The 25259-nt window shown below is 59.0% G+C and carries 26 protein-coding genes; 24 read left to right on the forward strand and 2 right to left on the reverse strand.

Translation table 11 applies throughout. The features are described from left to right. Position 1 precedes the first annotated feature (1 nt). The 6 genes from F7R06_RS02600 to F7R06_RS02625 all read left to right on the forward strand — a co-directional run bounded on the left by F7R06_RS02600 (position 2) and on the right by F7R06_RS02625 (position 5089). Positions 2-670: a 3-oxoacid CoA-transferase subunit B gene (locus F7R06_RS02600; protein ID WP_075944521.1), complete on the forward strand. Its 669-nt coding sequence runs from the start codon at positions 2-4 to the stop codon at positions 668-670. 10 nt (positions 671-680) lie between these two features. Then, complete coding sequence (locus tag F7R06_RS02605; RefSeq protein ID WP_075944522.1) at positions 681-1568, forward strand: acyl-CoA thioesterase; 888 nt, start codon at positions 681-683, stop codon at positions 1566-1568. Between the two features lie 168 nt (positions 1569-1736). Beyond that, complete coding sequence (locus F7R06_RS02610) at positions 1737-3026, forward strand: MFS transporter (RefSeq protein WP_075944523.1); 1290 nt, start codon at positions 1737-1739, stop codon at positions 3024-3026. A gap of 32 nt (positions 3027-3058) precedes the next feature. Further along, complete coding sequence (gene mmlI, locus F7R06_RS02615; protein WP_075944524.1) at positions 3059-3382, forward strand: 4-carboxymethyl-4-methylbutenolide mutase MmlI; 324 nt, start codon at positions 3059-3061, stop codon at positions 3380-3382. Between the two features lie 58 nt (positions 3383-3440). Next, entirely contained in the window at positions 3441-3719 is a 279-nt protein-coding gene (gene catC, locus F7R06_RS02620; RefSeq protein WP_075944525.1) for a muconolactone Delta-isomerase, read from the forward strand. 101 nt (positions 3720-3820) lie between these two features. Continuing rightward, positions 3821-5089, forward strand: coding sequence for an acetyl-CoA hydrolase/transferase family protein (locus F7R06_RS02625; RefSeq protein WP_075944526.1), 1269 nt, complete (start codon positions 3821-3823; stop codon positions 5087-5089). Positions 5090-5119: 30 nt separating this feature from the next. Here F7R06_RS02625 and F7R06_RS02630 read toward each other — a convergent pair whose 3' ends face one another. Next, positions 5120-6082 (reverse strand): LysR family transcriptional regulator, encoded by a 963-nt coding sequence (locus F7R06_RS02630; RefSeq protein WP_075944527.1) that lies wholly within the window; start codon positions 6080-6082, stop codon positions 5120-5122. 105 nt (positions 6083-6187) lie between these two features. Between F7R06_RS02630 and F7R06_RS02635 the strand changes: the two genes are divergently transcribed. From F7R06_RS02635 to F7R06_RS02680, 10 genes are all read left to right on the forward strand, one after another. After that, entirely contained in the window at positions 6188-7051 is an 864-nt protein-coding gene (locus tag F7R06_RS02635) for a VOC family protein (protein WP_075944528.1), read from the forward strand. Between the two features lie 35 nt (positions 7052-7086). Further along, positions 7087-7758, forward strand: a complete 672-nt coding sequence (locus F7R06_RS02640; RefSeq protein WP_075944940.1) for a class II aldolase/adducin family protein — start codon at positions 7087-7089, stop codon at positions 7756-7758. Between the two features lie 2 nt (positions 7759-7760). Further along, positions 7761-9230 carry a 2-hydroxymuconic semialdehyde dehydrogenase gene (locus F7R06_RS02645; protein WP_075944529.1) on the forward strand — a complete coding sequence of 490 codons (1470 nt, stop codon included), beginning with the start codon at positions 7761-7763 and terminating at the stop codon, positions 9228-9230. Between the two features lie 8 nt (positions 9231-9238). Then, positions 9239-10021 carry a 2-oxopent-4-enoate hydratase gene (gene dmpE, locus F7R06_RS02650; protein ID WP_075944530.1) on the forward strand — a complete coding sequence of 261 codons (783 nt, stop codon included), beginning with the start codon at positions 9239-9241 and terminating at the stop codon, positions 10019-10021. Positions 10022-10030: 9 nt separating this feature from the next. Next, the gene (gene dmpH / locus F7R06_RS02655) at positions 10031-10831 is read left to right on the forward strand and encodes a 2-oxo-3-hexenedioate decarboxylase (RefSeq protein ID WP_075944531.1); all 801 of its coding nucleotides are present in this window, start codon (positions 10031-10033) and stop codon (positions 10829-10831) included. 10 nt (positions 10832-10841) lie between these two features. Beyond that, positions 10842-11033 carry a 2-hydroxymuconate tautomerase gene (locus F7R06_RS02660; protein ID WP_075944532.1) on the forward strand — a complete coding sequence of 64 codons (192 nt, stop codon included), beginning with the start codon at positions 10842-10844 and terminating at the stop codon, positions 11031-11033. A 16-nt stretch (positions 11034-11049) separates the two neighbouring features. After that, a complete protein-coding gene (locus F7R06_RS02665) occupies positions 11050-11988 on the forward strand; it encodes an acetaldehyde dehydrogenase (acetylating) (RefSeq protein ID WP_075944533.1) in 939 nt (312 codons plus the stop codon). A gap of 11 nt (positions 11989-11999) precedes the next feature. Beyond that, on the forward strand, positions 12000-13037 hold the full coding sequence (gene dmpG / locus F7R06_RS02670; RefSeq protein ID WP_085702100.1) for a 4-hydroxy-2-oxovalerate aldolase: 1038 nt from the start codon (positions 12000-12002) through the stop codon (positions 13035-13037). Positions 13038-13158: 121 nt separating this feature from the next. Further along, a complete protein-coding gene (locus tag F7R06_RS02675; protein WP_075944941.1) occupies positions 13159-13551 on the forward strand; it encodes a nuclear transport factor 2 family protein in 393 nt (130 codons plus the stop codon). Positions 13552-13648: 97 nt separating this feature from the next. Then, positions 13649-14557, forward strand: coding sequence for a LysR family transcriptional regulator (locus F7R06_RS02680; RefSeq protein ID WP_085702099.1), 909 nt, complete (start codon positions 13649-13651; stop codon positions 14555-14557). A gap of 1 nt (position 14558) precedes the next feature. Here the strand turns inward: F7R06_RS02680 and F7R06_RS02685 are convergent, their stop codons facing one another. Continuing rightward, positions 14559-15497: a LysR substrate-binding domain-containing protein gene (locus F7R06_RS02685; RefSeq protein ID WP_085702098.1), complete on the reverse strand. Its 939-nt coding sequence runs from the start codon at positions 15495-15497 to the stop codon at positions 14559-14561. Here F7R06_RS02685 and F7R06_RS02690 point away from each other — a divergent pair. From F7R06_RS02690 to F7R06_RS02725, 8 genes are all read left to right on the forward strand, one after another. Then, a complete protein-coding gene (locus tag F7R06_RS02690) occupies positions 15496-15768 on the forward strand; it encodes a hypothetical protein (RefSeq protein ID WP_075944537.1) in 273 nt (90 codons plus the stop codon). The two genes, F7R06_RS02685 and F7R06_RS02690, sit on opposite strands and share 2 nt — an antisense overlap. A gap of 163 nt (positions 15769-15931) precedes the next feature. Further along, positions 15932-16696 (forward strand): SDR family NAD(P)-dependent oxidoreductase, encoded by a 765-nt coding sequence (locus F7R06_RS02695; RefSeq protein WP_075944538.1) that lies wholly within the window; start codon positions 15932-15934, stop codon positions 16694-16696. Between the two features lie 74 nt (positions 16697-16770). Beyond that, positions 16771-17229, forward strand: coding sequence for an SRPBCC family protein (locus tag F7R06_RS02700; RefSeq protein WP_075944539.1), 459 nt, complete (start codon positions 16771-16773; stop codon positions 17227-17229). 189 nt (positions 17230-17418) lie between these two features. Then, positions 17419-18183 (forward strand): SDR family NAD(P)-dependent oxidoreductase, encoded by a 765-nt coding sequence (locus tag F7R06_RS02705; RefSeq protein ID WP_075944540.1) that lies wholly within the window; start codon positions 17419-17421, stop codon positions 18181-18183. Between the two features lie 132 nt (positions 18184-18315). Continuing rightward, positions 18316-20010 (forward strand): DUF1302 domain-containing protein, encoded by a 1695-nt coding sequence (locus F7R06_RS02710; protein ID WP_090321799.1) that lies wholly within the window; start codon positions 18316-18318, stop codon positions 20008-20010. 32 nt (positions 20011-20042) lie between these two features. Further along, on the forward strand, positions 20043-21419 hold the full coding sequence (locus F7R06_RS02715; RefSeq protein WP_075944541.1) for a DUF1329 domain-containing protein: 1377 nt from the start codon (positions 20043-20045) through the stop codon (positions 21417-21419). Between the two features lie 177 nt (positions 21420-21596). Then, positions 21597-22691: a WD40/YVTN/BNR-like repeat-containing protein gene (locus F7R06_RS02720; RefSeq protein WP_075944542.1), complete on the forward strand. Its 1095-nt coding sequence runs from the start codon at positions 21597-21599 to the stop codon at positions 22689-22691. Then, positions 22691-25186 carry an efflux RND transporter permease subunit gene (locus tag F7R06_RS02725; RefSeq protein ID WP_075944543.1) on the forward strand — a complete coding sequence of 832 codons (2496 nt, stop codon included), beginning with the start codon at positions 22691-22693 and terminating at the stop codon, positions 25184-25186. Before F7R06_RS02720 ends, F7R06_RS02725 begins: the two co-directional genes overlap by 1 nt. The last annotated feature ends 73 nt before the right edge of the window (positions 25187-25259 follow it).

The raw sequence follows: 25259 nt of genomic DNA on the forward strand, positions 1-25259 counted from the left end.
AATGGACAAAAACATTCGCAACGCAATGGCGGCTCGCGTCGCCCGCGACATCCCTGAAGGCGCCTACGTCAACCTGGGCATCGGCCTGCCAACCCTGGTGGCCAACCACCTGCCACAGGAGAAGGACATTTTCCTGCACAGTGAAAACGGCGTACTGGGGCGCTGGGTGGCCGCGCTTCCCGGTCAGGAAGATTGGGACATGATCAACGCCGGCAAAGAGCCGATCCAGCCGCTACCGGGCGTCGCATTCTTTCACCATGCCGACTCCTTCGGGATGATGCGCGGGGGCCATCTGGACATCTGCGTCCTTGGCGCATTCCAGGTCGCAGCCAACGGCGACCTGGCCAACTGGCATACCGGCGCTAAGGATGCCATTCCCGCAGTAGGCGGTGCGATGGACCTGGCGATCGGCGCCAAGCGCATCTTTGTGATGATGGATCACCTGGGCAAGGACGGTCAGAGCAAGTTTTTGTCCGCCTGCACCTACCCATTGACCGGGCTGGGCTGCGTCAGTCGGGTCTACACCGACATGGCCACCCTGGAACTGACCGATGACGGTGTGTTGGTGCTGGAGCTGATTGGCGATGTCACTGCCGAACGTCTGCAGGAGCTGACACCCGTGCCACTGGACTTTTCCATCCTCAACTTAGCATCAATGGCTAAGATATAAGGCGCCGGTCATGGAGCTGCATACCTCTGGACAGTACTGGGATCAGCGGGACCTGACCGAATTGCTTGCGCTGGATCTGGATGGGCAAAACCGATACCGCAGCCATACCAGTGACGTCGACAACCACGGACATGTCTATGGCGGACAATTGATCGCCCAAACGCTTTGGGCGGCGGCGCAAGGCTTGGAAGGGCGCAGCCCCAGTCTGTTGCAAATGACCTTTCTCAATGATGCCAGCCCGCTGGACACCATTGAGTACAGCGTGGAGTTGCTGCAGGACGGCCGATGCTTCTCCAACCGGCATATCTATGGCGTGCAGGGCACCGGCCTGGTGTTGAGCGCCAACGCGTCATTCCAGAAAACCAGCACTGACAGTGGCAGGGTCTATCACTTGGACCGCCTGCTGCCGACACCCGAAAGCCTGCCGACTCTCGCCGAATCGGCCGCCAGTCAGATGCATCAGGGCCACGCTCTTCGTTTGCGCTTAATTGACCGGCCTGTTCTTGACGTGCGGCCAATCCACGCTGAAAGAGCGGGCGGGCGACCAGACGATCAGCCCGAGGTCGGCTACTGGGTGCGTTTGAACCAGCCGCTGCCGAACGAAGGTTGTCTGCACCCTGCGGCGCTGGCCTATATGTCCGACTGCTGGCTCAACCGATGTCTGGTGCCGTCGCCTTCGATGCCTGATCCGTGGCAGCACGGCCGCGTCAGTCAGCTCAATCACAGTCTGTGGTTCCACAGCTCGTTAATCGATGCCAACGACTGGCTGCTTTTTCTGAGCGAGCCTGTTCGTAGCCTGGCCGGTCGCGGTTTGGTCACGACCCACATTTATCAGCGTTATGGCCGGCTTGTCGCGAGCATGACTCAAGACATGTTGCTGTCGCCGTTGGTTGCGTGAATGAGATGGTCTTAGCTATTGCGAAAGAGGGACTTCCACAACGGCAAATGGGCAGAAGCAACGAACTCCCTCATGCTGCGAATGCGGATTGCGCATCGGTAACAGAAACACCCATGGCGTTGCTCTGAGGCCATGAGCAGTTCACCAATAACAATAAGGAAGGTCATCATGTTCGATTGGTACAGGAAAGGCTCGCCTCGTGAACGCAAGACATTCTGGGCCTGCTACTCCGGCTGGGCGCTGGATTCCTACGACATGCAGATGTTCAGCTTTCTGCTGCCAACGATCATTGCCCTGTGGGGGCTGACCAAGGCCGAAGCCGGCATGGTCGGCACTGCCGCATTGCTGTCGGCGGCCATTGGCGGTTGGGCCGCCGGTATTCTCAGCGACCGCCACGGTCGTGTGCGCATCCTGATCTTCTCGATTCTCTGGTTCACTTTTTTTGGTGTGGTAGCCGGCTTCGCGCAAAACTTCGAACAGTTGCTGATCGCCCGGACCTTGCAAGGTTTCGGCTTCGGCGGTGAATGGGCGGTAGGTGCTGCGCTGATGGCTGAAGTGATCAACCCGAGTAATCGCGGTCGCGCGATGGGCTTTGTGCAGTCGGGCTTCGCACTGGGTTGGGCAGGCGCGGTAATTATCATCACCGTCATCCTCAGCCAGTTCCCGGCGGAACTGGCTTGGCGTGTCGCGTTCTGGTTCGGGGTCATCCCGGCACTGATGGTGTTGTTTATCCGCCGTCACGTCAAAGACTCCGATGCGTTTGTTCAGGCCGTTGCAAGCAAGGCGCCCAAAGCCTCTTTCTCGACCGTGTTCAAACCGCAGTACCGGCGGCTGACAATGCTATCGAGCATTCTGGTGGTCGGTCTGCAAGCGGGCAGCTACGTGATTCTGGTGTGGATACCGTCGTTGCTCAAGGACCGTGGTGTGGAGTCCGGTTCGTTGATCGCTACCATCCTGGTCATGGCGCTGGGCTGCTTTGCCGGTTTCGCCAGTACTGCTTATCTGGCGGACAAACTGGGACGGCGTCCGACGCTGATCGTGCTGTCGCTGATGTCGTGGATCGTGACCGTCACCTACATGATGATCCCGCTCAATCCACTGGTCACCCACGTCATGGGTTTCCTGGTGGGCTTCGCCGCCATTGGCATGTACGCGGCGCTGGGGCCGTTTCTCAGTGAATTGTTTCCCACCCATGTGCGCACCACCTGCATGGGCTTTTCCTACAATGTCGGCAAGTCGGTCGGTGCCACGGCGATCACAGGCGTCGGTGTGCTCTCGGTGCATGTCGGCCTGGCGCAAGCGATCGGCCTTTTTTGCCTGTGTGCTTATGCAATCTCCGTGGTGGCCTTGTTGCTGCTACCGGAAACCAAGGGCATCAGCATTGAAGTGCTGGATGCACAAGACCCGGCCGCTGACGCTGCCGCCCCTACAAATTCCACAACGCCGAAGACCGCCTGAGCGCCGTTCTTTAGCCATTCATCGAGGTCCCCATGATTCGTATCCTTTATCTGTTGGTTAAACCGGAAAGCATGAGCCACGAGCAGTTTCGAAAAGAGTGCGTGGTGCATTTCCAGATGTCCGCCGGAATGCCGGGGCTGCACAAATACGAAGTGCGACTGGTTGCCGGTAATCCTACGGATACCCACGTGCCGTATCTGGACGTAGGCCGTATCGATGCGATCGGTGAATGCTGGTTTGCCAGTGAGGAGCAGTATCAGGTCTACATGGAATCCGATATCCGCAAGGCCTGGTTCGAACATGGTAAGTATTTCATCGGCCAGCTTAAGCCCTTCGTCACTGAAGAGCTGGTTTGAGGTTTCGCGCCGCCGCTGGCAGGGGGCGCTCGTTCAACAACAATATCTGGAGTTCAACATGCTGTATTGCGTAGAAATGACCGTCAGTATTCCCCGTGACATTCCGCTGGACGAAGTGGAGCGGATCAAGGCGTCGGAGAAGGAAAGGGCCATCGACATCCAGGAGTCGGGCAAGTGGCCCCACCTGTGGCGCGTCGTGGGCGAGTACTCCAACATCAGCATCTTTGACGTCGAAGGTAACGATGAACTGCACAGCCTGCTGTCGAGTCTGCCTCTGTTCCCTTTCATGAAGATCAAAGTCACCCCGCTGGCCAAGCACCCGTCGTCGATTTTCTGATTGTCGCGGCGGCCCGCAACGGGCCGCCATTTTCCATTTGAGCCCTGTCTGCCTTGGGTCCTGTACCACAGGGCCCGGCTCGCTATTGCCAGGGTTTTGCCATGCCTCTCGAATTACAAGCCAATGCACCGGACCTCTCCAGCCTGATCCGACCCGGGGACACCGTGTTATGGGGACAGGCGAACGCCGAGCCGCTGACCCTGACCCGTGCGCTCATGGCACAGCGTCATGATTTCAAGCGCATCCGGGTGCTGCTGGGCATTGCCAACAGTGACACCTGCCGGCCCGAGCATGCCGATGCCGTGGACTTTCTCGCCTATTGCGGTGCCGGCGCAAATCGTGCGCTGGCTGACGCCGGTGTGCTGGACATTCTTGCTTGCCACTACTCTGAAATGGCGTCGCAGTTGAGTTCTGGGCAATTGCGCGTCGATGTTCTGATGCTGCAGCTTTCGCCGGCGGATGCCAACGGCCGGCACAGCCTCAGTCTGGCCAGCGAATACTTGCTCTGTGCGCTGGAACAGGCGGCCGTGGTGATCGGGGAGGTCAATCAACAGGCTCCCTGGACCTATGGTGAGCGTACCCTGGGTCTGGATGAACTGGACGCTGTGGTCTACACCGACCGTGCGCCCCTGGCGAGCGAAAGCGCGAGCATTCGCGAGGTAGACATGAAAATCGCCAGGAACATCGCCGACTTGGTCGAAGACGGATCGACCCTGCAGACGGGCATCGGTGCCATACCGGATGCAGTGCTCAGCGCCTTAAATGACCACCACAATCTGGGTGTGCATTCGGGCAGCATCGGCGACGGCGTCATGCGGCTCATGCAAAGCGGCGTGGTCAATAATTCACGCAAGAGCAGGGACGCCTGGCTCAGCGTGGGCGGCGTGCTGATTGGCAGCCAGGCATTGGCGCAGTTCGCCCATCGCAACCGGTCAGTGCATATGCGTTCCAGCGCCTATACCCACGACGCTCAGGTGCTGGCCAGTCTGGATCGTCTGGTGGCGATCAACTCCGCGGTGGAGGTCGATCTCACCGGGCAAGTGAACTCTGAGGTCGCGGCAGGCAGTTACCTGGGCGCGGTAGGGGGATCACTGGACTTCATCCGCGGCGCCCATCGTTCACGGGGCGGTCTGCCGATCATCGCACTGCCGTCCAGCGCACGGAGCAACAGTCGAATCGTTGCCCGCCTCAATGGTCCAACGACCATTCCCCGCAGTGATGCCGGGCTCATCGTCACCGAGTTTGGCGTCGCCGACCTGCGTGGACTGACCATGAAGCAAAGGGTCGACAAAATGCTCAGCATCGCCGCCCCGCAGCACCGAGCCGATCTGGAGGCGGCGTGGGCGCGGGGAGGGCTCGCAGGATCCTGACGGTACCGACAGTCCCGAGCGAGGGCGGAGTCAGTCGTCGAAAACCACTTCCTTTCCTGGCAGATCGTGGGGCAGCGCGGCGCTGACACCCGGTTGGTCGTTCTCGAACAAGGTACGCACGGTCTGGCGAATCCATTGGTGACGCGGGTCGTTCTGAAACCGCGCATGCCAGTACTGCTTGATGTCGTAAACCGGAAAGCCGTCGGGCAATTCGACGCTGCGAACATTGGCGTATTTCGCGTAAAGGCTGGCGACGGTCCGGGGCAGCACGACCACTAGGTTCGACCGCTCGATAATTGAAGCCGTACTCATGTAGTGACCCATCTGCAAAACGATATTTCGCTTAACACCGGCCTTAGCCAGGTAGCTCTCATACATCTCCTGATTACGCCCGCCATCGCGCACTTGTACATGTTCCAGGGTGCAGAATTCATCCAGGGTCAATTGTTCGTGCCGGATCTTGTGCCCCCCTCGGATCAGGCAGACCAGGTCATGGGAGAACAATCTTTGCTGATAGATGTTCGCCGCGCCGAGGTCAGGAAAGTAACCCATGACCAGGTCGACCTTGCCTTCGCGCAGATGCTCGTCCACGTCCTTGGCGGCCAGACTCAGGCTGCAAATCTGCGCAAGCGGCGCGACGCTGCGAAGGTGCCCGAGCAGCATCGGTAGAAAGGCGATTTCGCCAATCTCGCTCAAACAGAACATGAAGGGGGCGGTGCTGGTGGATGGGTCGAACACCGGATTGCTGAGGATGTCGCGGTCGATGATGTCGATCACCTCCCGCGTGCGATCAATGATGCTTTGGGCTCGTGGCGTTGCGGCCATTGTCTGACCCGAACGTACGAACAGCGCGTCTCCCAGTGACCGCCGCAAACGGGCCAGTGCCGCGCTGGCGGCTGGTTGACTCATGCCTAGACGTTGTGCCGCGGCGGTCACGTTGCCGGCTTCATGGACGGCCAGAAGCACTCTGAGAAGATTCAGATCGGTTTTCATGGGTATAACCAAAACAAATAAAATGAATAAAGATAATTTGCTATTTTTATTTTTGCCGCGACGCGAGGATTAAGTCCACATAAAAATAACGTTCGAGGCCGCTTCATGATCAATCTTCACGACATCCGCTATGTCCGTCTGGGGACGCCGGATCTGGAACAAACCCGCCTCTATGCCACCCAGATTCTGGGTCTGGAAGTGGCCCGGGTTGCCAATGGCGCCATCTATTTCCGATCCGATGATCGCGACCACACTTTGTGTTACTACGAAGGTGACCCGCAGGAGGCCACCGCGGCTTTCGAAGTGAGCACGCCCGAGGAGATGGACCATGCCGCGCAGGTGCTCGAAGATAATGGCTTTGCTGTTCGTCATGGCACTCGCGAAGACATCGAGTTGCGTGCGGTCAATGACCTGATCCAGTTCCGCGACCCGAGTGGCAACCGCATCGAATTGGTGCTCGGCCCTCATGCCAGTGGCGTGCGGCATTTCCCCTCGCGGGATGCCGGCAATACCGGTTTCAACCACATCGGCCTGCGTACCACCAACGCAAAACGCGACGAAGCGTTCTGGACACGCCTGTGCAACGCCAGGGTCAGTGACCGCATCGGCGAGGCGGCGCTGCTGCGCATCGATGAGGTGCATCACAAGATTGCGCTGTTTCCGTCCTCGCATGCGGGCGTGCAGCACATCAACCATCAGGTCGAAACCGTCGATGACATCATGCGCGCCTGGTACTTCCTTCGCGAGCGTGGCATTCGGATTCTCTTCGGCCCCGGTCGCCATCCGACTTCGGGCGCCTACTTCCTGTATTTCGAAGGGCCCGATGGCATGACATATGAGTACTCCTCGGGGGTCAGGCACATCAGCGCCGAGGAGGAAGCCGGTTACCGGCCACGGCAGTTCCCGGCGGTCCCTACGTCGTATTGCTGCTGGGGGTCGAAACCCGATATTGCGGAATTCCGTTCGTGAGTGGCGTGACCGCCACGGCCGCCCAGCAACGAGAAGTGCGGCTAGCGGCACGGGCATTGGCTCGGGCGGGCCTGGTGCATGCCTATGGTCATTGCAGCCTGCGCCTGGACGCGCATCACTTCCTGGTGTGCGCAGCCAAACCGATGGGGCTGATCGGCCCGGGAGAACCCGGTGTGGTGGTCCCCGTCGAGGGCCCGTTGCCGGAAGGCGTGCTGGGTGAGGTGCGAATCCATCAGCAGATCTATCAGCGTCGTGCCGATGTCGGTGCAGTGATTCGCAGCATGCCCGATCAGGTCATGACGTTGTCCTGCGCCGGTATTACGCCAAAGTCACGGCATGGCGCTGGCGCCTATTTTCACTCGTCCATACCTCTATGGGATGACCCGCAACTGTTGCGCGATGACGTTCAGGCGGCGGCGCTGGCCGAGCAACTGGCGGACGGTCCGGCATTGGTGATGCGCGGCAACGGCGCCGTTGTGGCCGGTGCCTCGCTGGTCGAGGCGCTGACGCTCAACTGGTACTTGGAGGATGCCGCTCATATCGAGTTGCAGCTGCATGCCGCGGGGCTGGCTGACCGGGTGCCGCCACTTGACGATGAGCAAACACGACAACGAGCGACTTACTCCGGTCGGATCTTCGAACGTATGTGGGATTACCTCACTGCCGGTGACATCGAGGCGGTCGAGCTCACACAGCAAGGAAACTGAACATGGCCACACTGCCTCTTAATGAGTTCCGCAATTTCATTGATAACCAATGGTGCGAGGGCGTTCGCACGTTCGATAACCGCAACCCCGTGGACAATAGCCTGATCGGCAAGGTCCACGAAGCCGGCCAGGCACAAGTGGACGCGGCGGTCCAGGCAGCCCGGGGCGCCTTGCAGGGCCCCTGGGGCAGTATGACCGCTGCGCAACGCATCGCTATTTTGCACAAGGTCGCCGAAGGTATTGAAAGTCGTTTCCAGGAATTCGTCGCCGCGGAAATCGCCGATACCGGTAAGCCTTACGATCTGGCCAGTCACCTGGACATTCCCCGTGGCGCGGCGAATTTCAGGGTGTTTGCAGACCTGCTGAAAAATGTCCCGAACGAATGTTTCACCATGGACACCCCCGATGGTGGCAAGGCGGTCAATTACGCCGTACGTGCACCGCGCGGCGTCATCGGGGTGATCTGTCCGTGGAATCTGCCGCTGTTGTTGATGACCTGGAAAGTCGGCCCCGCGCTGGCCTGCGGCAATACCGTCGTGGTCAAACCGTCCGAAGAGACGCCGGCGACCGCCACTTTGTTGGGTGAAGTCATGCTCGAGGCGGGGGTCCCGGCGGGTGTCTACAACGTCGTGCACGGCTTTGGTGAAAACTCGGCCGGTGCGTTTCTGACCGCTCACCCGGACGTCAACGGCATCACCTTCACCGGTGAAACCGGCACCGGCGAAGTGATCATGAGGGCAGCGGCCAAGGGCCTGCGTCCGGTGTCCCTGGAGCTGGGCGGCAAGAATGCGGCCGTGGTATTTGCCGATGCCGATCTGGAAAAAGCCGCCGCGGGCGTCGCTCGTTCGGCCTTTGAGAACAGCGGCCAGGTCTGTTTGGGCACCGAGCGCGTGTATGTCCAGCGTCCAGTGTTCGAACGTTTTGTCGCAGCGCTCAAGACAAAAGCTGAATCCCTGCGCGTGGGCATCCCCTACGAACGGGGGGTGAACATGGGCCCGCTCATTTCTCTGGGCCACCGTGAAAAAGTGCTGGGTTACTACCGTCAGGCCGTCGCCGATGGCGCTACCGTGGTCACCGGCGGAGGAGTTCCTGAGTTCAATTCCGAGTTGGCAGAAGGTGCCTGGGTACAGCCCACCATCTGGACCGACTTGCCGGAAAACTCAGCGGTGATCCGTGAGGAGATTTTCGGCCCGTGTTGTCACATCGCCCCCTTCGACGAAGAAGACGAGGTGGTGCGTCTCGTCAATGACACGCCGTACGGCCTGGCGGCCAGCGTCTGGACCTCCAACCTGCAAGTGGCCCACCGCATGGGCTCGGTTCTCAACGTCGGTGTCTGCTGGATCAATTCGTGGTTCCTGCGCGATCTGCGCACCGCTTTTGGCGGTGCGAAGCAGTCGGGTATCGGCCGAGAGGGCGGAGTGCATTCCCTGGAGTTCTACACCGAATTACGCAACGTTTGCGTGCGCCTGTGAGGTCTTTCATGAATACCCAGACACTGCATGCCTTGGGCAGCGAGTTGCACAATGCACTGACCAGCCGTGAGGCGATCGATCCCCTGAGTGAACGGTATCCGCAGCTGACGATTGAAGACGCCTACCAGATCCAGCTGGGCATGATCCAGGCGCGACTGGATGCCGGTCAGACCATCATCGGCAAGAAGATTGGGGCCACCAGTAAGGTCGTGATGGACATGCTGGGTGTGGATCAACCGGACTTCGGCCACCTGCTCAGCGGGATGTTGTACAGCGACGGTGCGGCGATCGAATGCGCCGGACTGATCGCCCCCAAGGCTGAAGGGGAAATCGCATTCGTGCTCAAACACGATTTGACCGGCCCCGGTGTCACGGTGGCGGATGTCATTCGGGCCACGGACTTTGTCATGCCTTGTTTCGAGATTGTCGATTCGCGCATTCGAGACTGGAAAATCCGCATTCAGGACACCGTCGCCGATAACGCTTCGGCCGGTGCATTCGTGCTGGGCAGCGAGTGCGTCGATCCACGGGATGTCGACCTGGCCTGTGTCGGCATGACACTGGAAAAAAATGGCGAACTGATTGCGACGGGCGCTGGCGCTGCGGCACTGGGTCACCCAGCCAATGCCGTCGCGTGGCTGGCCAATACGCTGGGGCGCTTGGGTATCGGCCTGAAGAAAGGCGAGGTGATCCTGTCCGGCTCACTGGCCGCCATGGTGCCGGTCAAGGCCGGTGATCAATTGCGCATAAGCCTGGGCGGTATCGGCTCTGCGTCCGTTCGTTTTGTTTGAGGGGATCCCATGAAACTGACACACGAGACGGTCATCGAGCTGGCCCTGCATCTGGAAAGAGCTGAGTTGACAGGTGTGGCCGTGACCAAAATAACTGACAAATTCCCTGATATGGACTGGGAGGACGCGTATGCCATTCAAGACACGATTCGCCGCCACAAAGAGCAGCGAGGTGTGCGCATCGTCGGGCTAAAGATGGGGTTGACCTCGTTCGCAAAAATGAAACAGATGGGCGTCAGTGAACCGGTCTACGGCTTTCTGACGGACTACGGTTCGTGCATGGATGGCTCGGCTATCGATGTCGATCATTTGATCCACCCCAAGATCGAGGCGGAAATTGCCTTTGTCCTCAAGCACCCATTGAAGGGCCCAGGCTGTCATGTGGGCGATGTGCTGGCCGCCACCGACTTCATTATTCCCGCCGTGGAAGTGATCGACTCGCGGTACGAAAACTTTCGCTTCGACCTCAAGAGTGTGATCGCCGATAACACCTCGGCGGCGCGCTTTGTTGTGGGCGGCAACGCCCTCGACCCCAAAGGGATCGACCTCAAATGCCTCGGCGTGGTGCTGGAAAAAAACGGCGAGGTGGTGGCAACCGCCGCAGGCGCGGCGGTGCTGGGGCATCCGGCGCAAAGCGTGGCCATGTTGGCCAACATGCTGGGCGCGCGGGGCCGTGAGCTGCCCGCGGGCACTTTCATCATGACTGGAGGCATGACCGAAGCGATCGCCGTTCAGGCGGGCGATCAGATCAATGTGCGGTATCAACATCTGGGCAGCGTTTCGATGCGCTTTCAGTCCAGCCTTCTGTGAGAACAGTCCCATGCCAATCATGCAGGTATTTCTGGTCGAAGGCCGCAGCGAGGAACAGAAGGCTCGATTGATAGCCGCACTGACCGACGCGGCCGTGAGCTCGCTGCAGGCGCCCATCGAATCGGTGCGCGTCATCATCAACGAAATGCCGAAGACAGATTTCGGTATTGCTGGCAAAACCGCCAAGGCGCTCGGGCGTTAGGTGCGAGGAAACCGTTATGAATACAAACAAGAAGAAAGTCGCGATTTTGGGTTCGGGCAATATCGGCACGGACTTGATGATCAAGATACTGCGCCAGAGTCAGCACTTGCAGATTTCGGTGCTAGTGGGCATCGATGCAGCTTCGGACGGCCTGGCGCGAGCCAGAAAAATGGGGGTGGCGGTGTCCCACGAAGGCGTCGAAGGCTTGATCGGCATGCCTGAGTTCGCCGACATCGAATTTGTCTTCGATGCCACCTCTGCCAGTGCCCATCTGGACAATGAAACCTTGCTGCGTCGACATAAACCCGACATCCGGATCATCGATCTGACACCGGCGGCGATCGGTCCGCTCTGCGTTCCGGTGGTGAATCTGGAACAGAACCTCAGCGCCACCAACGTCAATATGGTGACCTGCGGCGGCCAGGCGACCATTCCCATGGTGGCAGCCGTGTCTAGGGTAGCCGAGGTTCATTACGCGGAAATCGTGGCCTCGATCAGCAGCAAATCGGCTGGGCCCGGTACCCGTGCCAATATCGATGAGTTCACCGAAACCACCTCCAGGGCCATCGAAAAAGTCGGTGGCGCAGCCAAGGGCAAGGCCATCATTGTGCTCAATCCGGCCGAGCCGCCGTTGATCATGCGCGACACCGTCTACGTGTTGTCCGCGATGGCCAATGAGGACGAGGTCAGGAGATCCGTGGAGGAGATGGTCCGTGCCGTCAACGACTATGTTCCGGGTTATCGGCTCAAGCAGCGTGTGCAGTTCGAGCAGATTCCAGTCGACGCACCCGTGAACATCCCTGGGCATGGACGTTTCAGCGGGCTGAAAACGTCGATCTTTCTCGAAGTCGAGGGTGCCGCACATTACCTGCCGGCCTATGCGGGCAACCTCGACATCATGACTTGCGCCGCTTTGGCCACCGCAGAGCGCATCGCGCGTTCGATGGTTAACTAAAGGAACACACCATGACGTTCAATCCCGGAAAAAAACTCTACATTTCTGACGTTACGTTGCGTGACGGCAGCCATGCGATTCGTCATCAGTACTCCATCGACAACGTCCAGACCATTGCCCGTGCACTGGACAAGGCACGTGTGGACAGCATCGAAGTGGCGCATGGCGATGGCCTGCAGGGCTCCAGTTTCAACTACGGCTTTGGCGCGCACACCGACCTTGAGTGGATCGAAGCGGTCAGCGATGTGATTTCTCACGCGAAGGTCGCCACGCTGCTGTTGCCCGGCATCGGCACCGTTCACGACCTCAAGGCAGCGTACAACGCCGGCGCACGAATTGTCAGGGTCGCCACCCATTGCACCGAAGCGGACGTTTCGCGCCAACACATCGAATATGCGCGCGAACTGGGAATGGACACCGTAGGTTTTCTGATGATGAGCCACCTGACCAGCCCGCAGAATCTCGCGACCCAGGCCAAGATCATGGAGACCTATGGTGCCACCTGTATCTATGTGGTGGACTCCGGTGGCGCGATGAGCATGCAGGACATTCGCGAGCGGTTCCGCGCGCTCAAGGAAGTGCTCGACCCTACGACACACACCGGCATGCACGCTCACCATAATTTGTCGCTAGGCGTAGCCAACTCGATCGTCGCCGTGGAGGAGGGCTGCGACCGCATCGACGCTAGCCTCGCAGGCATGGGCGCCGGCGCTGGAAACGCGCCGCTGGAGGTCTTTATCGCCGCCGCCGATAGGATGGGTTGGCATCATGGCACCGACCTCTACACCCTGATGGACGCCGCCGATGACATCGTCCGTCCGCTGCAGGACCGGCCGGTGCGCGTCGATCGCGAAACCCTGGCGCTGGGGTATGCCGGCGTCTATTCGAGCTTCCTGCGCCATGCTGAAGTCGCCGCCAGGCGATATGGTCTCAAGACTGTGGACATTCTGGTGGAGCTCGGCCAGCGGCGCATGGTGGGTGGCCAGGAAGACATGATTGTCGATGTGGCGCTGGACTTGCTCAATTGTCCGAAGATCTACCCGACCTGAACCCCGGGCTTGATTGGTGCACTGGCGCAACAGGCTTTGGTGATTTTGCTGTATTGCGGTATCAGGGCGCGGAAAATAAAGTCGGGTGAAAGAAAACAACAACAAAAACGAGGATTGCTGGATGAATTACGCAATGAAAGCGATGTTTGACTGTGTCGACAGCAAAAACATCGAAGGCTTCCTGAGCTACCTGGCGGATGACGTCGAATTCCGCTTTGGCAACGCACCGAAACTGGTGGGCAAGGTGGCGATCAAGGACGGTGTGGGCGCCTTTTACTCGCAGATCCAGGGCCTTGAGCATGTCATGACCGGCGTGTGGGAACTCGATCACGTGACTATTATCGAGTTCGACAGCTACTACACCAAACACACGGGCGTCACCGTTGGCGTGCCGTGTTGTGTTGTCCTGCGTTTCAATGCCGATCGACTGATCAACGATTACCGGATCAACATCGACCTGTCCCCGGTGTTCGCTAGTGTGCCCGACAGTCATCTGATCCGCGCCACCGCCTGACCTTCGTTCCAGGTTCCCCTGCCAGTGACCTGCCAGCTGCCTCTCTCGAGGCCGGCAGGTCGCCGGCGTTCTGGAAAGACGTGATCAAGGCACCGTGATGAAAGATCTGAATTTGCTGTACATCTTCGAAGCGCTTTGGCGGGATCATTCGACGTCAATCGCAGCGCAGAACCTGGGCGTCACTCAGTCGGCCGTCAGCAGTAGTCTCAAGCGCCTGCGCCAGACCTACAGCGACCGGTTGTTTACGCTGGTCGGCCGGCGGATGGAACCTACACCTTTTTGCGCTCAAATCGCGCCGCGCCTGTTGCAGTCACTAGCCCTGATCCGGGCTGCGGAAAGCCAGATGCTCGAGTTCGATCCGGGACTTTGCCGCAAGTCGTTTACCGTTAGAATGCTCGATGTGGGGGAAGTGGTGTGCCTACCGCCGATTCTGAAAAAGCTGGCCGCCGATGCCCCCCTGGCGCGCATGAACACCGTCGGAGGCGGCGTGGAGGAAACCCTCAACGGCTTGGCCACCGGCAGGATCGATCTGGCAATGGGCTTCATGCCGACTTTGCAAACCGACATACATCGATTGCCGGTGTTTTCCCAGCACTACGTGTGTGCCATGCGCCGCGACCATCCCTTGGCCAACAAGGTAATGTCCCTGGACGAGTTCATCGCTTGCGACCATCTACTGGTGGAGGCGGGCGGTACCGGCCATCAGGCGCTGGAGCGTGCCTTGATCGATGCGGGGGGCGCGGACTGCGTCAAGATGCGCGTGCCTCATCATCTGTCCAGTCCGCACCTACTGCTGGACAGTGACCTAATCTGGACGCTGCCATGTGCGCTCGGCAAGACGCTGGCGCGCTTTTACCCGTTGGCTATCCAGCCCTTGCCGCTGCAGATTCCTTCGTTCGAGATTGATCTGTACTGGCACGATCGCTTTCATCGAGACCCACAGAATAAATGGCTGCGCGAAATGATGGGCCGGGTTTTGAAGAGTCAGCAGGCGCAGTGGCAATAACTCAATCGGACGCTTTGCCGCTCAGCGTGCCATCGAGTATGAGCTGCGGCAGATGTAGGCTCAGGTAGTCGATCACACTGCGCACCGAGGGCAACATGCCCTTGGGTTTCGGATACAGCAGATGAATCAGGTGGGGCGGTCCGGCCCACGAGGGCATCACCACCTCAAGCGCACCGCTGCGCACCCACCCTACGACGATCGGCTCCGGCAACATCGCAATGCCTAGGCCATTGAGCGCGGCGTCCAGCTGCATGCTCAAATCGTCGGAAATCAGGCAGGGCAGATGGGGCATCAGTCGTTCTTCGTGAACGCCGTTGTGCAGCAGCCAGCGGCCGAAACCATCGTGCATGTCCGCTGGCAGGCACAGGGTCGGCAGGCCCGATAAGGCCTTGAGGGTGTCGGGGCGGCCCACGCGATCGAGCAGCGTCGGGCTTGCGACCATTAATCGCCTGGCGCTGCCCAGGGTTTTCGCCACCAGCCCGGCGGTTTCGTCGATATGGGTGCGGGCACGCAGAGCGATATCGAGTCGCTCCTCATACAAATCGACCTCGCGGTCTACCGCGCTCAGCTCCAAGCGAACCTTTGGGTACTTCGCCATGTAGCTGGGCAGGAGCGGTGACACGTAGGTCTTGGCCATGACCTGAGGGCAACTCAAGCGCACCAGACCTACGGGTTCACGGCGCATGTGCTCGACGCTCTCATAGGCGGTCTGCGCGCCCTCGACCACAGCCTGGCTCAGTGCAAAGAAATGTTGGCCGGCTTCCGTCAGCGACACCTGGCGCGTGGTGCGGTGCAACAGGCGCGCACCAATGCGTTTCTCCAGAAGGGCAATGTGCCGGCTGAGCAGGGTTTTCTCGATGCCCGTGGCCCTGGCCGCGGGTGAAAACCCTCCATGCCTGACGACAAGGACGAAGTAGTGCAGATCGTTCAGGTCATTCATGCAACGTCCCCCCTTTTTCGGAACCAATAGCAACCCTGTAGGAGCGAGCACGCTCACGATGGACGTCAACGATAACGCGTGCCCGCAGGATGAACGCGGCGCCCTTGAGTTCCTCGCGAGCATGCTCGCTCCGACAGGGATCACCGTGCTCACGATGATCGTGTTCGCGCCGCATTGGAGCATGGACCCCTTCGGCAGTGGAAGGGTTTTGCGGCATTTCATTGGTGCATTAAAGCAACAGTCTTTAGTGATTTATTCATCTAGTCAGTGACCGGTCGCCTACCTAAAGTTGAACCACTGACCAGCCCCCGATGTTGGGCAGCAGCATCACCGAAGGCAGTCATGGTTGTTGGCCAGATTCAGTGCAAGGGCTTAATGCGGCACTTGGCCAGGAACGAGATGAATAACAAAAAAGTCGCCAATGGAAGCTAGCTATGAGTGATTTGAACCAACGCAATATCATTGTCACTGGCGCATCCGGTGGCATCGGCAAAGCTTCGGTCATTGCGTTTGCCGAGGCCGGCGCCCGGGTCATCATGCTGGACCGCGATACCGCCGGTTTGAACGATATCGTTGAAGTGGTGCAGTCCTGCGGCGGTGCCGTCCATGCCATACCTTGCGATATCACCGACGAAGCCGCGGTCAAAGACGCCGTCGACGAGGTGATCAGCCGCTTCGGTGTGCTGCACGGCGCTTTCAACAATGCTGGCATCGAACAGAGCCACCTGCCGCTGCATGAAATCTCCGCCGAAGCCTGGGACCGCATCATCAAGGTCGACCTGACCGGCGTCTTCTACTGCATGAAGCATCAGATCCGAGCCATGCTCGCCTCCGGCGGCGGCTCTATCGTCAACACGGCATCAGCCCTGGGTGCGGTGGCCATCGCCGCCGCCTCCGACTACATCGCGGCCAAGCATGGCGTACTCGGCCTGACCAAAGCCGCCGCCGTTGATTACGGCCCGCAGCGAATCCGCGTGAATGCCGTCCTTCCCGGAATCATCGAGACCCCGATGATTCTGCGCCTGAGCCAGGAAGACAACTTTGCCAATCAGTTCCAGGCATTGCGCGAGCGCCACCCGATAGGTCGCTTCGGCAAGCCCGAGGAAATCGCCGCCGCTGCGTTGTGGCTGCTGTCAGACAAATCCAGTTTCGTGACCGGGACATCCTTGTCCGTGGATGGCGGCTACCTCGCCATCTGAAAACCGCTGTTGTGTGGTGTGCGGCCACTCATGAACGGGCGGCCGCGTCATTTGAAAATAAAAAGGTGAGCAAGATGATCATTGTAAGTAAGCGTCTGGAAATCAATCCGGCCGGTGAAGTTGAGTTGACCCGAGCCCAGGTCTGGGAAGGTCTGGAAGAAAAGGCGCGCAATCCTATCGGTTATGTCGGCCCGATCGAGCAATGCACGATCGTTGAAGAAGCCGAAGGCCGCAACCCATTCATTCGCGAAGTGGTGCTGCACGGTGAAACTCTGCAAGAGCTAATCACGCTTTTCCCGCAAGAGCGTGTCGAGTTCGTGCGTATTTCCGGCGGCGCACGCGGCATCATCAAGAACATCATCGAAGAAGAGAACGGCACGCTGTTCCTGCGCTTTACCTTCACCTTTTCCCTGGAAGGCGTGAAGGCTGGCAGCCCGGAAGAAAAAGCCTTTGCCGAAGGCATGGAAATCTCTTACTGCGAAGCGGTAAACACCACGCTGGGCCGTATGCGCGCGAAAAAAAACGTCGCCTGACGGACGAGGGCAAGCGGTGCGGCGATGGCAAGGTCACGCAGGACCTCGGGTTTGATCTCAACCTGTTCTGGGTGAACGGAGAATGAGAACCCGACCTTGTCCATCGCTCGCTTTGCGCTCTGCCATCAACGGTTGATCGCAACGGAGGCGACCGTGACACGTTGACTTCCCATCAAGCAGGAGAACGTCATGAGTGATCGTCTGAAGGGTAAGGTTTGTATCATCACCGGCACCGGTGGTTCGATGGGACGAGCCGCAGCACTTATGTTCGCCCGCCAGGGCGCAAAAGTGGTCGGCTGCGATATCAACCGCGAGTCGGCTGAAGCGACGGTCGACGAAGTGCTGTCGTTCGGGGGGGAGATGGTGTCCCTGAGCGAATGTGACTTGACCGATACGCTGCAATGCAAGGAACTGGTTGAACTGGCCGTCTCGACCTATGGTCGTGTCGATGTCCTGTTCAATAACGCGGCCATGGCCTATTTCGGCTGGGTCGACGAGATTTCCGACTTCGATTGGCACCGTACAATCGACCAGGAGCTGAATCTGGTTTTCCACCTGGTACGAGCCGCCTGGCCTGAGCTGATCAAGACGCCGGGCTCGTCCATCATCAACACTGCATCGGTGTCCGCCTGGTCGACCTATCGCATGTTGCCCGGCATCGCGCATTCCGCAGCCAAAGGCGCCGTGCTGTCGATGACCCGACAACTGGCGATGGAAGGCCGTACCTATGGATTGCGTGCCAACAGCATTTCACCCGGCTTGATCGAATCCAAGCAAACGCTTCCGCTGCTGGAAGATCCGGAGTGGGTCGATGTGATGGTCGGCAAGATCATGTTGGGTCGTATCGGCAAGCCCGAGGAAGTGGCCGCAACTGCGCTGTTTCTGGCCTCGGAGGAAAGTTCGTTCATCACCGGCACGGATATAAAAATCGACGGCGGAACTACCGCGTGGTGAAACACGCAATGTGCTAAGTCGCTAACTTCAAGGGATTGTAAATCACTAAAAATATCGCTGTCTTTATGGCCAGCGAGCGTCACGGCTTCTTCAAAACCAAGCACTAATAATAACTAAGTTGGTGAAGAGAAAATGATCGTCAAGAAAACAAGAGAGTCAGGTGCGCTTGCGTGCGCGCAACGTCAGGATTCGGAAAGTCATCAGTTTCAACACCGGGCGCTGGCGTGTGCCGTTGTGACCGCGATGACTGCATTCGCCGCCCCCATGGCCAGTGCGTTCGAGTTCAATACCGGCGTCGAAGATTTGAAGATTCGCTGGGACAACACGATCAAGTACAGCGCCGCCTGGCGTGTAAAGGATCAATCTTCGAAGTTGACCGGCGACGCCAACCAGGACGACGGTGACCGCAACTTCGACAAGGGCATGATTTCGAACCGGATGGATCTGTTTTCCGAATTCGACCTGACCAAGAACAATATGGGGCTGCGCGTGAGCGGCGCCGGCTGGTATGACAGCATCTACAACCGCAAGAACGACAACGATTCACCGTTCACCAATAACTCGCGCTCTGTGGACTACAACGAGTTCACCTCCGAGACCGAGAAACTGCACGGTCGCAAGGCGGAACTGCTGGATGCGTTTGTCTTCGGCAAGACCGAAATCGGCGACATGCCCACGACCATTCGTGTCGGTCAACATACTGTCCTCTATGGCGAAAGCCTGTTCTACGGCGCCAACGGTATTGCGGGAGGCCAGGCACCGACCGATATCGTCAAGTTGCTGTCTGTACCGGGTACGCAGTTCAAGGAACTGGTGCGTCCGGTGCCGCAGATCTCCGGGCAAATCCAGCTGCGGGACAACCTAGCACTCGGCGCGTATTACCAGGTGCATTGGGAAGCAGATCGCTTACCAGCGGCGGGCAGTTACTTCTCCACTGTGGACATTCTCGATGACGGCGGTGAACAGATTCTCGCTGGTCCCGGTTCGAGTTTTATCCGTGGTAAAGACAAAAAGGCCAGCAACTCCGGCCAGGGTGGTTTGCAACTGCGCTTTCGGCCAGAAGATATCGACGGCGAGTTTGGTCTCTATGCCATTCAATACAACGCCAAGAGCCCGGTGGTGCATGCCAGTCTGAGCCCGGCCTTTGCGCCGGACACGTACGAGCTGGTGTACCCGGAGAAGATCAAGGCCCTGGGTGTCAGCTTCAGTACCACGGTGGGTGACACCAACGTTGCCGGTGACTTTTCGGTGCGGGACAATATGCCTCTGGTGCCGCACGCCGGTTCGGTGACCGTGTTGCCAGGGGAACAAATCAACAATAACAACCACCCTTTGTATCCCGTCGGCCGTACTGCTCACGGCCAGGTCTCATGGATTGCCTTGCTCGACGCTGGCCCGTTGTGGGAAGGCGGTAATTTTCTCGGTGAAGTGGCGTGGAACCGCCGCCTGAGCATCACCAAGAACGCCGACGCACTGGACCCCAATGCCACCCGCGATGCCGGTGCGGTGCGCATGATTTTCGAGCCTGCCTACTACCAGGTGCTGGACGGGGTCGACCTCACGGTGCCGATCGGCGTGGGCTATGGCCTGTTCGGCAAGTCCTCGGTGATCAACCCGGGTTTCAGCGTCAATCATGGCGGTGACTTCAGTGTCGGGCTCAAGGCCGACTACCTGAAAACATGGAAGCTCAGCCTGATGTACACCACGTTCTTCGGCACTGAAGAAACCGGCGTGGTGCCGGCCAACTCCGCGGATCAATCCTACTCCTACGACCAATCCCTGAAGGATCGCGATTTCATCGCGTTCTCCGTGCAGCGTTCGCTCTAGTAAAAACAATAAGCCGAGCAGGAGATGTGAAGATGCAAGCAAAACACACGATTTTATGCGCTGCGTTGTGGAGCGTGATGTTCGCGACACCACACGTTCTGGCGGCGGTGTCCCCTGACGAGGCCGCACAGCTCAAATCGACCCTGACCCCCATGGGGGCGGAAAAGGCCGGCAACAAGGAAGGCACGATTCCCGCTTGGGATGGTGGCTACACCACGGTGCCGGCCGGTTACAAAAACGGCGACTCACGGCTGGACCCCTTCGCCAGCGAAAAGCCGCTGTACACCATCGATTCGAAGAACATGGACAAGTACGCCGACAAGTTGAGCGATGGCATCAAGGCCATGTTGAAGAAGTACCCGGACAGCTATCGCCTGGACGTGTATCCGACTCACCGCACGGCGGCGGCACCACAATGGGTCTACGACAACACCTTTGCTAACGCGACCCGCGCCAAGTTGACTGACGACAAGGTCTGGGTCGAAGGCGCCTATGGCGGCATTCCATTTCCGATTCCGAAAAACGGCGCCGAAGCCATGTGGAATCACAAGTTGCTCTATGCCGGGGAGGCGACCTCATACGCCTTCAACAACTACGTCGGCACGCCGGACGGCAAGCTGGTGCTGTCGGTGCGGGGCTATAACAAGGCCATGTTCCCGTACTACAACAAGAATGGTTCGCTTGAAACCTTCAAGGGCCAATCCACTCTTTTGCGCGTATGGATGACTGATCCACCCATCAAGTCCGGTGAGCAGTTCGTGCTTATCGACTCGACCAACAAACCGCGTCAGGCCTGGCAATACCTGCCGGGGCAACGTCGCGTGCGCAAGGCGCCGACCCTGGGTTACGACACGCCTTCGGATGTGAACTCGGGGATGGAATATTACGACGAGTCGTACATTTTTCTGGGCGACCTGGACCGTTACAACTGGAAGCTGGTCGGGAAAAAAGAGCTTTATATTCCCTATAACAACAACAAGTTCCTGCAAAAAAACGTGTCGATCGACAAGCAGTTGATGCCCCACCACATCAACCCGGATTCGACCCGTTGGGAACTGCACCGTGTCTGGGTCGTGGAAGCCGATCTGGCGCCAGGCAAGCGGCATGTGGTGCCCAAGCGTCGTTACTACCTGGATGAAGACACCTGGGGCGCGATTCTGGCGGATGGCTGGGACGGTCAGGGGCAACTGTGGCGTACCCAGATCTCGTTGCCTTTCCTGATCCCGGACGGTCCTTTCGTGTACCCGAACCTGCAATGGTCGACCCACAACCTGCAAACCGGCGGCTGGAGCGGCGAGGGCGCGACAGACTGGAGCAATCCTTCCTACACCTTCCACCTCAAGATGCTGACCGATGCCAGGTCCGGCGATTTCACGCCTGAAGCGATGTCGGGCGAAGGCGTGCGTTAAAGCAACCTGCAATTCCCCGTAGGAGCGAGCTTGCTCGCGATGGACGTCGACGAAAGCGCGAAGCTTCTGGATTAACGCGTCACCTTTGAGTCCATCGCCAGCACGCTCCTGCAGGGCCCGATAAAAGGTTGTAGATCCGCGTCAGATAACAATTATAAAAAAAGCTGGAGAATGTCTATGCGCTGTAATCGAACGGTCGGTGATTTGCTCACTGCCGCATTTTTGCTGGCCTCGTCCTGGTCCGCTCAGGCAGTCGTTCCCGGACCGCTTGAGCGTCCGGCACAGCTTTCGCCCCATGCCGAAAACTCAGTGCTGGTAGCCGTGACCTCGACGCCTGATCGCCTGGTAGCGGTGGGCGAGCGGGGCATCGTCGTGCTGTCGGACGACAACGGCATCTCCTGGCGCCAGGCGAAAGTCCCGGTAAGCGTGACACTGACCTCCGTGCAGTTTGTCGACGCGAAACAGGGGTGGGCCGTCGGTCATGGCGGTGTTGCATTACATAGCAAGGACGGTGGCGAAACCTGGGAAAAACAGTTCGACGGTATCGAATTGGCCCAGACCCTGTTACGTATTGCCAAAGAACGCCAGCAGAGCAACAACGGCGATCCGGATGAGCTTGAGCGCCAGGTGAAGGCCGCCGAGCTAATGGTATCCGATGGTCCGGACAAGCCATTGCTGGACGTCTATTTCGTCAACAGACGCACCGGCTACATCATCGGTTCCTACAACCTCATTTTGCGTACGGACGATGGCGGCCATAACTGGCAGCCATGGCAGGCACACGTCGACAACCCGACCGGGTTGCACCTCTATGCCATGGGAGGCAGTGGTTCGAGCCTGTACATCGTCGGTGAGCAGGGCAGCGTGTTTCGCTCGCAAAACGACGGCGCCGAATTCGAGGCGGTCCAGACGCCTTACGAGGGCAGCTACTTCGACTTGATAGTGGACGCCAACGACCAACTGCTGGTCAGCGGCCTGCGTGGCAGCACCTACCGCTCCAGCGACAGTGGCGCCGACTGGACCAAGGTCGAGGTGCCGTCCAGCGCTTCGATCACCGGCAGCGTGCGCTTGAAGGACGGCGGTTTTGTTTTGGTCAATCAGTCCGGCCAACTTCTGCTCAGCCGCGACAAGGGCAACAGTTTCCAGTTGTCGCCAATGAAACAACTGCCGCCGCTGGCGGGCATCACCCAGGCAGCCGATGGCGGCCTGGTCGTGGTGGGTATGCGGGGTGTCACGAAGGTCAGCTTGTCCAGCGTTGTCGGGAGTAAGTAATGAAATTTGATAATTGCGCGGACGGCAAACCCGTCATTTGCAACCTGGAAGACTTTGACAAGCAATCCGGTTCGATCGTGGAGCGCCTGTTCTTCAATCATCGGATGATAGTGCTGGTGGTGTGCCTGCTGGTCACCCTGGTGCTGGGTTTTTACGCGACCAAACTGAAGCTAAATGCCGATTTCGAAAAGATGATCCCCACGGGGCATCCGTACATCGAGCAATACCTCAAGCACAAAGGCGATATGAAGGGCTTTGGCAACGCGGTGCGCATCGCCGTCGAGGTCAAGCAAGGCACGATTTTCAATGCGGCGTATCTGGAGACCCTGAAGGAACTCAACGATGAAGTGTTCCTGATCCCGGGTGTCGATCGTGCGTTCCTCAAGTCGCTGTGGACTTCGAATACGCGCTGGCTGGGGGTGACCGAAGAAGGGCTGGACGGTGGTCCGGTGATTCCGGACAACTATGATCAGTCGCCGCAAAGCATCGACCAGACCAGGACCAACGTCGAGCGTTCGGGAGATGCCGAGCAATTGGTGGCCTCGGACTACAAGTCCAGCATCATCTTCGTGCCGCTGCTGGACGTGAATCCTGAGACAGGCAAAGCCCTGGACTACAAGCAATTCTCCGAGCAACTGGAAACCCTCAGGGACAAGTACCGAGGCCAGGGTGTCGAACTGCACATCACCGGTTTTGCCAAGGTCGTGGGGGATCTGATCGATGGCATTCGCCTGGTGCTGTGGTTCTTCTTTCTGACTATCGTGATCGCCGGTGCCGCGGTGTACTGGTATACCCGTTGCGTGCGCAGCACCTTGCTGGTGGTCGTCACCTCACTGATTGCGGTGACCTGGCAGATGGGCATCTTGCCGTTGCTAGGCTTCGAACTGGATCCCTATTCGATCCTAGTGCCGTTCCTGGTCTTCGCCATTGGCATCAGCCATGGCGCGCAGAAGATGAATGGGATCATGCAGGACGTCGGCCGTGGCATGCACAAGCTGGTGGCGGCGCGCTTCACCTTTCGCCGGCTGTTTCTCGCAGGTCTGACGGCGTTGCTTTGCGATGCAGTGGGCTTTGCCGTATTGCTGGTCATCAACATCCGGGTGATTCAGGAACTGGCGATTACCGCGAGCATCGGCGTGGCGGTGTTGATCTTCACCAACCTGATCCTGCTGCCGGTGTTGCTGAGCTTTACCGGGGTCAGCCGCAGTGCAGCCGTGCGCAGCATGAGGGACGAGGCGGGTGAGGCGGCCGGCGTCGAAAAACATGTGGTCTGGCGTTTTCTCGATCTGTTCACCGAGCGCAAATGGGCCAGTGTGGCGGTGGTGGTTTCGATCATTCTGGGCGTGGCAGGGTTCATGGTCAGCCTGCATCTCAAGGTCGGTGATCTCGACCCAGGCGCACCGGAGCTGCGTGCCGATTCGCGCTATAACCTGGACAACGCGTTTATGGCCAAGGCCTATTCAGCGAGCAGTGACGTGCTGGTGGTGATGGTCGAAACGCCGAATGATCAATGCACCGCCTACAAGACTCAGGCGCTGGTGGATGCGCTCGAGTGGGAATTGCATGACGTGGCGGGCGTGGAGGGGACCAATTCGCTGCCGTTGCTCAGCCGCCGGATCACCGTAGGCATGAACGAAGGCAATCCGAAGTGGTATGAACTGGTGCCCAACCAATGGACGCTGAACACCGTGGCCAACCGCACGCCGCGGGAAATCTTCAACCAGGGCTGCAACCTGCTGTCGCTGTTCGTGTACCTGCAAGACCACAAGGCCGACACCCTAGCGGGCGTGGTGGACAAGGTCGAAGCCTTCGCTGCGAAAAACAACACCGACGGCGTGAAGTTCGTGCTCACGGCGGGCAACGCCGGCATCGAAGCGGCGACCAATATCGTAGTGAAAAAGGCCAGTCACGAAATGCTGTTCTGGGTGTATGGCGCGGTGATCCTGCTGTGCTTTATCTCCTTCCGCTCCTGGCGCGCCGTGGTCTGCGCCGTGGTGCCTTTGGCCTTGACCTCGATCCTGGCCGAAGCCTTGATGGTGTCCCTGGGGATGGGCATCAAGGTTGCGACCTTACCGGTGATTGCGCTGGGCGTCGGGATCGGCGTGGATTATGCGCTGTATGTGCTGACCATCGTCCTGGGGCAACTTCGCCAGGGTTCCACGCTGTCCGAAGCCTATTACCGGGCACTGACCTTCACCGGCAAAGTGGTGATGCTGACTGGCGTGACACTGGCGCTGGGCGTGGCGTCCTGGGCGTTTTCGCCAATCAAGTTCCAGGCCGACATGGGGATTCTGCTGGCGTTCATGTTCATTTGGAACATGCTCGGTGCCTTGATCCTGTTGCCGGCGCTGGCGCACTTCCTGTTGCCTCAGGCGCAGGTATCGTCCGAACCGTCACGCGGTGAACCGGCCACCAAGGTCAATCTTGCCACGGCGAGCAAACCGGGCATTTGCCCGCCCCATCAAGCGACCTCGTCGGCGATCACGCTGTCGTGAGCGCTTGAACCAGAGCTGGCAACCCGGCGCCCACTGCGCCGGGCTCCCGGCAACACATTCTTCCGCAGCTTTC

The sequence above is a fragment of the Pseudomonas moorei genome (assembly GCF_008801475.1).
GTDB classification, from domain to species: domain Bacteria; phylum Pseudomonadota; class Gammaproteobacteria; order Pseudomonadales; family Pseudomonadaceae; genus Aquipseudomonas; species Aquipseudomonas moorei.